Annotated in this window: 10 protein-coding genes; 2 read left to right on the forward strand and 8 right to left on the reverse strand. The window is 60.3% G+C overall.

What is annotated here, in order from left to right; all coding sequences use genetic code 11:
- Positions 1–17 precede the first annotated feature (17 nt).
- Together uraD and puuE are read right to left on the reverse strand one after the other, a co-directional pair.
- The gene (gene uraD / locus IB266_RS14490) at positions 18–533 is read right to left on the reverse strand and encodes a 2-oxo-4-hydroxy-4-carboxy-5-ureidoimidazoline decarboxylase (RefSeq protein ID WP_192261595.1); all 516 of its coding nucleotides are present in this window, start codon (positions 531–533) and stop codon (positions 18–20) included.
- Positions 530–1,471 carry an allantoinase PuuE gene (gene puuE, locus IB266_RS14495; RefSeq protein WP_060741122.1) on the reverse strand — a complete coding sequence of 314 codons (942 nt, stop codon included), beginning with the start codon at positions 1,469–1,471 and terminating at the stop codon, positions 530–532. The genes uraD and puuE overlap by 4 nt, the downstream gene beginning before the upstream one ends.
- A 413-nt stretch (positions 1,472–1,884) precedes the next feature.
- On the opposite strand from puuE, the gene uraH reads away from it, so the two are divergent.
- Complete coding sequence (gene uraH / locus IB266_RS14500; RefSeq protein ID WP_060741123.1) at positions 1,885–2,238, forward strand: hydroxyisourate hydrolase; 354 nt, start codon at positions 1,885–1,887, stop codon at positions 2,236–2,238.
- A gap of 94 nt (positions 2,239–2,332) precedes the next feature.
- Here the strand turns inward: uraH and IB266_RS14505 are convergent, their stop codons facing one another.
- The 5 genes from IB266_RS14505 to IB266_RS14525 all read right to left on the reverse strand — a co-directional run bounded on the left by IB266_RS14505 (position 2,333) and on the right by IB266_RS14525 (position 10,743).
- On the reverse strand, positions 2,333–3,907 hold the full coding sequence (locus IB266_RS14505) for a hypothetical protein (protein ID WP_192261596.1): 1,575 nt from the start codon (positions 3,905–3,907) through the stop codon (positions 2,333–2,335).
- A gap of 165 nt (positions 3,908–4,072) precedes the next feature.
- The gene (locus tag IB266_RS14510) at positions 4,073–7,798 is read right to left on the reverse strand and encodes a calcium-binding protein (protein WP_192261597.1); all 3,726 of its coding nucleotides are present in this window, start codon (positions 7,796–7,798) and stop codon (positions 4,073–4,075) included.
- 131 nt (positions 7,799–7,929) lie between these two features.
- Entirely contained in the window at positions 7,930–8,559 is a 630-nt protein-coding gene (locus tag IB266_RS14515) for a LysE family translocator (RefSeq protein WP_060741126.1), read from the reverse strand.
- 63 nt (positions 8,560–8,622) lie between these two features.
- The gene (locus IB266_RS14520; RefSeq protein WP_192261598.1) at positions 8,623–9,972 is read right to left on the reverse strand and encodes an NCS2 family permease; all 1,350 of its coding nucleotides are present in this window, start codon (positions 9,970–9,972) and stop codon (positions 8,623–8,625) included.
- A gap of 333 nt (positions 9,973–10,305) precedes the next feature.
- Positions 10,306–10,743, reverse strand: a complete 438-nt coding sequence (locus tag IB266_RS14525; protein ID WP_060741128.1) for a MarR family winged helix-turn-helix transcriptional regulator — start codon at positions 10,741–10,743, stop codon at positions 10,306–10,308.
- Positions 10,744–10,825: 82 nt separating this feature from the next.
- Here IB266_RS14525 and IB266_RS14530 point away from each other — a divergent pair, with 82 nt between their 5' ends.
- Entirely contained in the window at positions 10,826–11,992 is a 1,167-nt protein-coding gene (locus tag IB266_RS14530) for a PLP-dependent aminotransferase family protein (protein WP_192261599.1), read from the forward strand.
- 155 nt (positions 11,993–12,147) lie between these two features.
- Here the strand turns inward: IB266_RS14530 and IB266_RS14535 are convergent, their stop codons facing one another.
- Positions 12,148–12,519 (reverse strand): glutathione S-transferase N-terminal domain-containing protein, encoded by a 372-nt coding sequence (locus IB266_RS14535; RefSeq protein ID WP_192261729.1) that lies wholly within the window; start codon positions 12,517–12,519, stop codon positions 12,148–12,150.
- Positions 12,520–12,533: the final 14 nt, after the last annotated feature.

A 12,533-nucleotide genomic window follows, 5' to 3' on the forward strand; every position in this document is an offset into this window, starting at 1 on the left:
TTGCAGGAGGCTGCTCGCTAAAGGGTCAGTAATCGGAACAACGCGATCTTGTTGATCTCTGCCAGCGCGCATTTGAATTCGGCGTCTGCCGAATGATGGATGCGCGTTTCGAACGCCGCGAGGATCTGGTGCCGGTTGCTGCCTTTTACCGCCATGATGAAGGGAAACTTGAACTTGGCCTTGTAGGCGTCGTTCAGCTCGGTGAAGCGTTGAAACTCTTCGGCCGTGCATTGGTGAATACCGGCGCCGGCCTGTTCGTTCGTGCTGGCTTCGGTCAGTTGGCCCTGGACGGCGGCTTTGCCGGCCAGGTCCGGGTGGGCGTTGATCAGCGCCAGTTGGCTGGCGTGATCGGCGCTCAACAGGATGTCGCTCATGCGCTGGTGCAGGGTCTCGATCTCGTCGATCGAGGGATCCTGGCCCAGTTCAAACGCCTTTTCGGCGACCCATGGCGAATGTTCGTAGATATCGGCGAAAGCCCGGACGAAGGCTTCACGGCTCAAGGTGGAAGGCTTGAGGGTCTGGAAGGCGGTCATTTCGAGGCTCCTGGATTCGAAGCCCCTTGGTACGGGTGGGCCTGCTGCCAGTGGCGGGCGATGTCGACACGACGGCTGAACCAGACGTGTTCATGGCCTTTGACGTATTCGAGGAAGCGCTTGAGGGATGCCAGGCGTGCAGGGCGGCCGATCAGCCGGCAATGCAGCCCGATGGAGAGCATCTTCGGGGCTTCAGCACCTTCTGCATACAGCACGTCGAAAGCGTCCTTCAGGTACTGGAAGAAATCGTCACCCTTGTTGAAACCCTGCACCTGGGTGAAGCGCATGTCATTGGTGTCGAGGGTGTAGGGAATCACCAGGTGCGGCTTGCCGTTCGGGGTATTCGGTTCCCAGTAGGGCAGGTCGTCGTCGTAGGTGTCGCTGTCATAGAGGAAACCGCCTTCTTCCATCACCAGCCGGCGGGTGTTCGGGCCGGTGCGGCCGGTGTACCAGCCCAGCGGGCGCTCGCCAGTGATTTCGGTGAGGATGCGGATCGCTTCGAGCATGTGCTCGCGCTCCTGGGCCTCATCCATGTATTGGTAGTCGATCCAGCGATAGCCGTGGCTGCAGATTTCGTGACCGGCGGCGACCATGGCGCGAATCACGTCCGGATGGCGCTGGGCGGCCATGGCCACGGCGAAGATGGTCAGCGGGATGTCGAATGCCTTGAACAGCTTGAGGACCCGCCAGACACCGGCACGGCTGCCATACTCGTACAGCGATTCCATGCTCATGTTGCGCTCGCCCTGCAGCGGTTGCGCGGCGACCATCTCCGAGAGGAACGCTTCGGATTCCTTGTCGCCATGCAGGACGTTGCGTTCGCCACCTTCTTCGTAGTTGAGCACGAAGGACAAAGCGATGCGGGCGTTGCCCGGCCACTGGGGATGGGGAGGGTTATTGCCGTAACCGATCAGGTCGCGTGGGTAGTCAGCGCTCACTGCAGTTTTCCTTCTTGTTCGAACCATGTGGGTGGCGCCCTGATGATGAAATATAGGCTGGCGTCACGACGATGGAGTGATTGTATACAACTTTATGCGCGATTTGTAAGCCTGATTTTCTGCATTTTTCACCGCGGTCCCTGGCTTGTCTACACTGCAAGAAACCTGCCCACTTGGTCAATGAATCGTCAGGAGGATCTTGTATTCATTTGGTTTGCTTGAGGCCGGGGCCGGCGTGCCGTTGCACAGTCCATGGGCTGAATGTTTATTTTTTATTGTGTACAATTTTCTTTTAAAGTGTCTTAATTCGTTCATCGCCGTAGCGTTTCGTGCTCCGAAACGGTGCGGCCTGTCTTTCAACTGATTCAGGAGGCGTCGTGCCGGGCTGCCCCGCAGCGAGGCGCGCAGAAGCAATGGGACGTTTGACTACTCACGTTTTGGATGCTGCACATGGCTGCCCGGGCAGCGCGATCAAGGTCGAGTTGTATCGGGTGGAGGGCTCGCAATTGCAGCTGGTCGCCAGCGCGCAGACCAACAGCGATGGTCGCTGCGATGCACCATTGCTGCAAGGGGAGGACTACCGCTCGGGCGTCTATCAATTGCAATTTCACGCTGGCGATTACTACCGCGCCCGTGGCGTGCAACTGCCCGAGCCGGCGTTCCTGGATGTGGTGGTGCTGCGCTTCGGCATTTCGGCCGAGCAGGAGCATTATCACGTGCCCCTGCTGATTTCGCCCTACGCCTATTCCACCTATCGAGGCAGCTGATCCCCCAAGCAGCTGCCTCTTCTGGAAGCGACTGCGCATGGCGCTTCTTTGGTTTTTCGCCCGCTCACACTGCGGGCTTTTTTTTGCCGCCAGCCTACAGCCTGGCGTTGTCATCCCGAATGATAAAGACAGTGTCCGCGTAGCCAGGCCGGATCTGTGAACCGCCCTTTAGCCAGATGATTTTGCCGGCCTGATGGGCGTCCTTGACCGCTTGTGCGGCAGCGTCGCCGACCTGGGTCTCCAGGTTGATGCCGGTGGTGTTGGGATTCATGTGGGTGGGCAGGGAGAGTTTCGGCATGCGAGTGCGATGCAGGCTCATGAAAAATACATAGTCATGTCCGGTGCGCCGAAACACCAGCGCCGGAAAGCTATTGAAACTGTTGGGCTCCATGACCGTGTAGCCATTGCGCGTCAGGATGCCGGCCATGAAGCGCTTGAGGTCCATCGGCGAGTAGGTCGACATGAAGAAATTCCACTCTCGCGGGAACCGTAGGGGGTCGAAATCCAGCCGATCCAGTCTCCCCGTCGAGGTGGAAATGGGCAGGTCTATCGAACGCGAAGCGCTCGTGATCCCTGAAGAGGTCGGGAGCACGGGCAGCATCAGCAAGGGGTCGGTCCATTGCGGATGGGGCGAGGGAACGGCGTTTTTCCAGCTATGGAAAATCTGCCTCAGTGCGGTCAGGCCCGCAGCGTCGGCGATCGAGGAGCTGTTGGCGAGTTCGAACTGCCTCCTGGCGATATTTTCCAGGGTGACTGTGGTGACCTCGGGAAACACTTCCCTGACATAGGCCGTCAGCGGTTTCTCGAAGGGAAGCCTGGCATCGATCTCCCAATGGTTGTCCGGCGGCACGCGGATTACGCTTCGGGGCTGCTCGTCCGGGGTATGCCTGAGGATGGCTTCCAGCAGGTCAAAATCATAGGCGGGATGGCCAGGTTGCTGGATGTAGGCAATGGGGTAGTCCCGTGCGTCGACACGTGTCACCCGCTTATAGTGAACGTCGCCGATGGTGATGAAGGCCGGCAGGGTGAGCTTTGGCTCGACCCCCCATTCCTTGCGAAAAACCGGGGTGGTTTCCACTGCGACTTCGCTGGAGGGTGGCGCCGTGCGCTGGCGCTTGGGCGCGGGCCCTTCCAGAGGATCATCGTCCGGCACGTTGTAGCGGGTAATGGTGAGCGTGGAGTCGCTGCCGTGGGAAACCTGCCGCCACAGCAGGCTGCCTTCGACTTGTTCCAGGCGGGGGCCGGACGCAACGAGCTCAGCGCTTGAGCGCGCCCGGTAGTTTTGGTCGGCATCGCGCCCCAATAGCACCGTTCCACCTTCGGCAAGTTTGACGTAAGTCCGGGTCCTGAATGTCTGGATCCCGGAGGTCGGGTCCGGGTCCGACAGCATGGGGATCAGCTCGGGGGAAAGGTAATAATTGTCCAGCGATAGCGAGGCGGGCACATGGGCGATGGCGGCTTGGGAGGTGAGTTCCGCTACCTGGACCGCCGTGGCCTGGGCGTCAGCGGCTTCGGTTTGTCGCCCAGGCGACGAGCCGGGCGACGAATCGCTGCCATCGACCCTGATGGGGCTCCTGGGCAGGCTTTCGGGTGTGGTATCGCGATTGCCGTGGGGCGTATCGGGAGGCGAAGTTGGAACGTTGGGGCGGGTGTTTTTTCTGGGGCTCATTGACGTTTGTGCTCTTGAATTTGAAAAGTATGAACAATGAATACGTCGCCGCCCGTCGTGTGGATTGACGGGCAACGCGCTGAAAGATGTTCTTGGAAAATCAACGGGCGGGTGCACTACATATGTATTGCATCGGCAAAAGACGTTCGCAGTCACTCCTCAGGACTAGGTCTGTCTGGAGACGATCTCGCCTGGGGAGAGCAGCCAACGCCAATGAGGAAGTTCCAGGCCAAAAGTCGGGCTCAGCGCGATGGCCTGCGCAAGCATCAGTGACTTGTTCAACGTCGTGCCTTCGGCCCATTTCACGCATTGTTCGCGCAACAAGCGCAGCGCCTCGTCGTCCAGGGGTGGGTTCTGGCTGAGCCCTTCGCGAGCCAGGTCCTGATAAAGGCTGAGATGGTGATCGCACAAGTTGGTTTTTCTTAGCCTCGTTGCGACGATGCCCCGCGATTCATCGGTATCGAGGGTCCACCGGCGCGCCTTGAGGTGATAACTCAGTGAGCCGGGCGAGCCATCTTTGAGCGCCATGTTGGACACTCTCAGTTGTGCCGATGCTAACCGTGACAATTCGGGGGGCAGGGCGGCTTCGGGATCGACCGGGGGCGAAAAATACCGGCCGTCCAGTGCCGTTACATAGACGCGCTCGAACAGGCTGTCGACTGCATGGACGACACCCTGGGCCGTGATGACGCGTATCTGGTCGACGAGGTCGTCCTCTGCGTAGACGGGTAGATGAAGGATCGTCGTGCCTATCTGCAGCAGGTTATTGGCCAGTTTGATCTCGACCTCCCCGAGGCGGGTGGCGTCGAGTTCCCAAGTGGATGCCTGGGGCAGTCGGGGATTGGCGCCGGCCAGCGCGCCTGGCGTGGTCAGCCGTAGTGTCATGCCCGGGCTCAGGTGGACAAGGTACGTGGAGCCTTGGCCTGTCAGCACTTCGATACCGGTCTGCTCAACGGCTGGCGTGAGCATCGCGCAGGTGGCCTGGTTGCCCATGGGATGGGGCTTCTTATCCAGGGGCTGGAGAAACGCGTAGTGCTTTCTGGTCGGCGTGAGTGAAAGGGGGGCTTGTGTCTTCCATTGCACCGGATCCTTGTCGATGAATCCCTTATCCAGCAACCGCGCGGGGTCGGGGGTGGGGATGGCCAGGCGGTAGGAGGCGCCGTCGCGCATGATCAGGATAAACGTGTGCTGCGAATCCAATGCGGAAAACGCACGTCGCCCGGTGGTCTTTGTCCGCGCGCTGTAGCGCTCATCGGAACGGGCCAGGTTGTTCAGGACGACACGGCGACTGCCAAAATCCAGGGTGAGACCGCACTCACCATATTTCACCGTGTCCCCTCCGTCTTCCTGGATGACATAGGCGTTGTAGTGAGCTTCGACCCGGGTCAGTTCGCTATGGGCATAGTCCAGGTGAAGCGTGGTGCAATACTCACTTTTCTGTCTCACCTTGAGCGTGGTGAATTCAATCAACCGGGAAACGTAGTAGCTCGTGTCCTTATCGTGGGCCACCCAGCGCTCGCTTCGGTCATTGAGGATGGCCGGGTTCCGGGGGATGCCGTGTTGCACCATGACCGCTTCAATGACGAGGGGGCTGTCGTGCTCCAGCGTCTCCGGCAGGTCTGGCACCCAGTGGAAGCCGTCCTTTGTCGTGAAGGTCAGGCGGTTGATCTGTAAGGCTCTTGGATAGTCCGTATCGGCATAGACATTGTTGAGGGTGACCTTGCGTGACTCCCAGTCATTGCCATCGAAGCACGACGTGATCACCAGGTTGCCCTGCTCGATCACCCAGCTTTCAATCAGGTCGGCGCGCCAGTCCAGGGAAATGACGCTGCTGCCCATGCCGTCCTCGGTGATCGATACGTGGCCGGGTTTGTGGGCGATGACGTAGGCATCGTCCCCAGGCCCGCCGTCGGCGTTGCGGTTGTTGCCGCCGAGAATGAAGATCCGGTCGTCTCCCGCGCCGGCCTCGATGAGATCGTTGCCCCGGGACTTGATGATGTTCGCGCCGGCGCTGCCCTTGATGACATGGGTGCCGCCCTCAAGGATTTCCACATGTTCGATGCCTTCAAGAAGCGCGTGGCGATGCTGTCCACTTTCGCTCTTGGGACCTTCATGAGTGATGATGGACGCCTGCCCCGCCTCCAGGTCGATGTGATAACCCAGTCGCGGCACCTGACCTTGGCCGGGATTGCCGGCCAGTATCAACGTGTCGTTACCCGAGCCACCTACCAGCCGGTTCGGCGCAGGTACTTCGTCTCCTGGGGCAATGGATGTCGAGCCTTCGAAAACGAATACATCGTCTTTCGCGCCGCCCCTCAGTCGCTTGACGCCTGACCCGTAGTGGAAAACGTTCGGCTTGTTTTCTACCCCGAAAACCGTGTCATTGCCGCCGCCGATGTACCAACGGATGCCTTTGTGCTCCGCCGCCGCTTCGATGACTGCGCCAGGTGTTTCGAGCGTGACGCCTTGGCGGGCATCAATCCAGTCATCGCTGTCCTTGATTTTCGGGCGCGCGTTCGTTGCCTGATACTTTTCGCCGGTCCACCAGTTCCAGGTGTTGTAGGTCACTTGCTCGAGTTCCACGGTGAATCGACCGTTCACGATCGCCTCGGTGCTGTCTTTCAACGGGCCCTTGAGCAAGTTCAAGGCGTTGGCCCGCAGTTGCCTGGTGTGTTCGGCGGTCGCCTTGGCGAGGGTGTAGCGCTCCTGGATATCGTCGTCAGGGCTGATTGTCCAGAAGGCGAACCAACCCGTTCGCAGGCGCTCGTGGGCGCTGAGGGTTATGTAGTCGTCGATCTCATCGACCTGGCGAATCGCCCCCCAGACCTGTGACCCGACCACCAGGATAAGTCCGGCGGCGAGGCCCACCGGACCGGCTGAACTGAAGCCCGCCAGCGCGGCCAAGCCGATGGTCAGGGTCATCGCGGCGCTGGTGACACTCAAGGCGGCGCTGACGTAATGATCAGTGGCCGCTTTGCCACTCGCGTTGGCGGCGGCCTTGAAAGCGTCAACTGCAGAGACGATATCGAAAGGCAGGGTCAACACGCTGGCAATCAGCCCACTTCCCCGGGCCAGTCGAGTCGCGAAGGTGGTTTTCGCGAAATCCCCCAGGGAGCGCTGACCGGCCTGGATCATTTGCGTGGCTTGTCGGGTCACCAGCGCTTCGACGCCCAAGGAAGCCACTTCGGCGGCCACGCTGGCGCCGTTGAACAGGGTCTGGTAATCGTCCTTGTTGCGGATGGCGTCTTGCAGGCCACGCAGGCCGCTGTAGATTCCGAAGGCCTGGAGTCCCAGGCCGGTGGGGATGAGGATCTGGCTCTTGGTCTTGTTTACCCAGTTCAGTGACGTCTGGGCAAACTGATGAGGGTCGAGGCCCTGTGCAGACTTCAGGAGTTTTTCCAGGATAATGTGATAACTGCCCGCTTCAGTCTGTACTGCAAGGTTGGCTCTTAATAATGGGCGCGCAGCGCGTGAGCGTTGGCTGGCTATTTCAAAAAGCAATGTCGGCAGGCGATAGTCGTTTGCATCGGCGGTCAGTTTTATATGAGTTTCGACATCCGCTGCATTGAACTGCAGTGAGTCCAGGAAAAAACGACTGGCGATGCGAAAGAAACTGTTTTCACCGTTCAATACCTGACCGTCAGTGGTTGCACCCAGTGCATTCAGGGCGGAGCGGGTCACGGCTACGGAGCCGATCTGGAGCGGGCCGTAAAGTTTGTCGACGACTTCGAGTTGGGCTTGCCGGTGCTTGTGTTCCGGATTGAGTCGCGATTGATCGGCGACTTTGAAGTCGAGCGTCTCGATCGTATGCTCATTGGCCTGAAAGGCAATATCGCTAATGACGACACCCCGGTCGTCAGTAGCGGAAGAGGGCGCTATAAGTTGGGCCATTGTGAACTTCCTTGTTCAACGATGTTTGAATTGGCCCTCTATGTAAGGTGTTTTCCCGAGTGCTGTATATCGATGGGTTGTTGCGATGTTTTGCGAATGCCGCACACAAAGGCATTCGCAACGCCGAGGGCTCAGTGGGTGGACATTAAGGAGGCTGCACCCGCGCCGCCAAACAGGCCAGCGCTGATCCGGTTGAACCAGCTCTGGCCCTTGCCGGTGCGCAGATAGCGCGCCGCGCCGTGGGCGCCGAGGCCGTAGGCCAGCTTGCAGAGCAGGTCGAGTACGGTCCAGGTGGCGATCATGATCAGCAGTTGCGGCAGGAAGGGTTGTTCGGCGCTCAGGAACTGCGGCAGGAACGCGGCAAAGAACAGAATGTCTTTCGGATTGCTGGCACCCAGCACGAACGCCCGGCCGAACAACGCGCGGAAACGTGGCACCGCGGCGGCCTGGGGCACTTCGGCGCCTTGGGCAGGTTGCCGGGATTGTTGCCAGCTCTGCCAGGCCAGGTAGAACAGGTACAGGGCACCGACGATCTTCAGGGCACTGAACAATTGTTCCGACGCCAGCAACAACGCACCGAGCCCCAACGCCGAGGCACTCAGCAGGCAGATCGACGCGATCACCCCGCCGAGAAATGCCGGGTACGAGCGACGCAGGCCGTAGTTCAGGCTGTTGCCGATCATCAACAGCGACAGCGGGCCGGGGATAAGGATCACCACCAAGGCGGCGCCACTGAACAACAGCCAGGTTTCCAGATTCATTGCTTTGCTCCTGATGGACAAAAGCCTCACCCAAGGGGTGAGGCGGGGTGGATACGGTATCGCTTACAAGAAGATGAACTTGGCGATGAAGATCGCGCAGAGCACCCACAGGCTGACGGAAATTTCCTTGTGTTTACCGGTGCCGGCCTTGAGCACCACATAGGTGATGAACCCCAGGGCGATACCGTCGGCGACCGAGAACGTCAGGGGCATCATGATGGCCGTGACGATGGCCGGAATGCTGTCGGTCGGTTCGTCCCATTCGATGTGGGCCATGCCGCCCATCATCAGCATGGCCACGTAGATCAACGCGCCGGCGGTGGCATAGGCCGGGATCATCCCGGCCAGCGGTGCGAAGAACATGGCGGCAATAAATAGCACACCGACGGTCACGGCGGTAAGCCCCGTGCGGCCACCGGCGGCCACACCGGCGGCACTTTCCACGTAGCTGGTCACCGGCGGCACACCGACCATGGCGCCGAATACGCTGGAGGCGCTGTCGGCTTTCAAGGCGCGGGACAGGTTCTCGATCTTGCCATCGGCTTTCACCAGCCCGGCGCGCTGGGCAACGCCCATCAAGGTGCCAGCGGTGTCGAACATGTGCACGAACAGGAAGGCCAGCACCACGCTGATCATGCTGATGTTGAAAACCCCGGCCACGTCCATCGCCATCCAGGTCGGGGCCAGGCTGGGTGGGGTCGACATGACACCGTTGTACTGCACCAACCCCAGGCCCCAACCGGCCAGGGTCACGGCGATGATGCTGATCAGGATCGCCCCGAACACGCGGTGATAACTGAGCACGGCGATCATCAGGAAACACACGGCAGCCAACAGGGGACCGGGCTCACGTAGCGAGCCGAGCTTGATCAGGGTGGCGGGGCTGTCGACGATGATCCCGGCGGTTTTCAGGCCGATCAGCCCGAGGAACAACCCGACCCCCGCACCCATGGCGAACCGCAGGCTCACGGGAATGCTGTTGAGCAGCCACTCGCGCACCCGTGACAGGGTCAGGATCATGAACAGCACACCGGAAATGAACACTGCGCCCAACGCGGTTTCCCAGTTGTAGCCCATGGTCCCGACCACGGTGTAGGTGAAGAACGCGTTCAGGCCCATGCCCGGTGCCAGGCCCACCGGCCAGTTGGCGTACAGGCCCATCAACAGGCAGCCCAGGGCGGCGGCGATGCAGGTGGCGACGAACGCGGCACCGTGATCGATGCCGGCGTCGGCCATGATGTTGGGGTTGACGAAGATGATGTAGGCCATGGTGATGAAGGTCGTCAGGCCGGCAATCAGCTCGGTCTTCACCATGGTGCCATGCAAGCTGAGTTTGAAGAGGCGTTCCAGCCAGCCACTGCGTAGTGGCGGCGAGAGGTCCAGCGTCCGGGCTTCGGGTTTGCGGCTTTCCACAGCGAGTACTCCTCAAGAGTCTTATTGTTATTTCCAGCACCGCAAACGCCCTGGGGTGGTTGCGATGCGCTGAGGCAGGTAAGGCTGGCGAAGTATGTTGACCTGTTGGTCAGGAACTCGCACGAAGCGAATTATGCTTTTGTATACAAATAATGCAAATAATGTTTTCTGTGTTGTCGACGAAATGTCTGGCGATAGGGATATATCGCCCTTGCGGGCGCTATCGCGAGCGAGCTCGCTCCCACAGGGTTCATGGGTGAAGCCAAGTCTTGTCTTCACCACCGTCCCACTGTGGGAGCGAGCTTGCTCGCGATAGCGTCGGATCAGACGCCTTCAGTCGCCAGACTTGCCCAGTGCCAGGTTCACCGCCAACCAGCCATTCACCGCCGCCTCCCCAGCCTCGGCAAACACCCGCTCCAGCAATTTCACCTGCTCACGCCGCAACGCCTGTTCGAACCGCTCGCCCTCGGCCGTCAGTTCCAGCAGCCGCTTGCGCTTGTCAGTCTCGGACGCGACGCTGTTCACCAGGTGCATTTCCATCAACTGCCGCAACGGCATGTTCAGCGCCTGCTTGCTCACCCCGAGCAGGGCCAGCAATTCCTTCACGCTCAAGGACGGGTAGCGGGCGATGAAAAAAACGATGCGCTGGTGCACCCGACTCAACCCGCGACGCTCGAGCATTTCATCGGCCTTGGCAGTGAACGCCTGGTAACCGAAGAAAAACGCTTCCATGGCCATTTGTTGGGAAGTCGGGTTTTTAAGGTCAATCATATTGACGTATCCAGAGAGGTCGGAGTAATTTCAGTCAACCAGTTTGACTCATTTTTCCAGCGACCCGCTACAGGTGACCCCCATGGCTTTTTCCGAACGTGTCTCGCGCCTCAAAAGTTCTTTGATTCGAGAAATCCTCGCGGCGGCGCAGCGCCCTGAAGTGATGTCGTTCGCCGGCGGCCTGCCGGCCGAAGCCATGCTGCCGAAGGTGGAATGGACGGCCATGCCGTTGTCCATGGGCCAGTACGGCATGAGCGAAGGCGAACCGGCCCTGCGCGAAGCCCTGGCGGCCCAGGCGCGGGGGCTGGGTGTGGCCTGTGAGGCGAGTCAGGTGTTGGTGGTCAGCGGCTCCCAGCAAACCCTGGACCTGGCGGCCAAGCTGCACATCGACGTGGGCACTGAAGTGATGCTCGAAGCGCCGACCTACCTGGCGGCGTTGCAGATCTTCCAACTGTTCGGCGCCGACTGCATCACCGTGCCCCTTGAGGCCGACGGCCCAGACCTGCACCAGTTGCGGGCCCGCCTGGAGCAGCATCGGCCAGCGTTCATCTACCTGATCCCGACGTTCCAGAATCCCTCGGCGGTGCGCTACAGCGAAGCCAAGCGCGATGCCGTGGCGGCGCTGCTGGATGAGTTTGGCGTCACCCTGATCGAGGACGAACCCTACCGCGAGCTGACGTTCGATGGCGGCAGTGCCACGCCGATCGTCAGTCGCTTGAAGAAGGCTAGCTGGATCTATACCGGTACCGTGTCGAAAACCCTGTTGCCGGGGCTACGGGTGGGCTACTTGATCGCCAGTCCGGATTTGTTCCCGCACCTGCTGCGGCTCAAGCAGTCGGCGGACCTGCACACCAACCGCATCGGTCAGTGGCAGGCGCTGCAATGGATCGGTACCGAACAGTACCGCAGCCATTTGAGTGAGCTGAGGGATTTCTACCGTGACCGTCGCGATCGGTTCCAGGCGGCGTTGCAAAAGCATTTCTCTGATATCGCGGACTGGAACGTGCCCCAGGGCGGGTTGTTTTTCTGGCTGACCCTCAGACAACCGCTGGACACCCGCACCTTGCTCGCCGCCGCGCTGGCGGCCGACGTTGCGTTCATGCCGGGGGAGCCGTTTTTCCCGGAGCCGGACCAGCATCCGGGGCACTTGCGCTTGAACTTCAGCCACATCGACCCGGCGCGGCTGGATGAAGGGCTCAAGCGGTTGGCGGGGGTGGTGGGGGAGGCGTTGGCTGCAAAAGCGGCTTGATATCAGGGGCTTTGTGGTGGCTGTCCGGGCCCCATCGCGAGCAAGCTCGGCTCCCACAGGGGATGTGTGGATGATTGCAGATTTTCAATCAACACCGGCCCCCTGTGGGAGCCGAGCTTGCTCGCGATGAGGCCAGTAGTCACAGTAGAAAATGCTCAGGCTGCAGAGAACCGCTTATCCAGATACTCAATGATCACCTTGGAGTCATACATCCAGGTGCTCTCGCCATTTTCTTCAATACGCAGGCACGGCACTTTGATCTTGCCGCCTTGTTCCAGCAGCGCCTGGCGATCCTGCGCGTTGTTTTTCGCATCGCGCAGGGCCACCGGCACATTGAGGCGGCGCAAGGTGCGGCGGGTTTTCACGCAGAACGGGCAGGCGTGGAATTGATACAGCGTCAGGCTGCGGGCGGCCTGGTCGACCTGCGCCTGGGCTTCGGCCGGGCGTTGTTTCTTGTTTGGGCGAGTGATGAAGTCGATGAAGATGATGAGCTGGCCCAGGCCAACTCGAAGCGCTTTGACGATCACGGTATTCAGCCTCG

Origin of the sequence: Pseudomonas sp. Pdm06 (assembly GCF_014851795.1) — a bacterium.
Classification (GTDB): domain Bacteria; phylum Pseudomonadota; class Gammaproteobacteria; order Pseudomonadales; family Pseudomonadaceae; genus Aquipseudomonas; species Aquipseudomonas fluorescens_AA.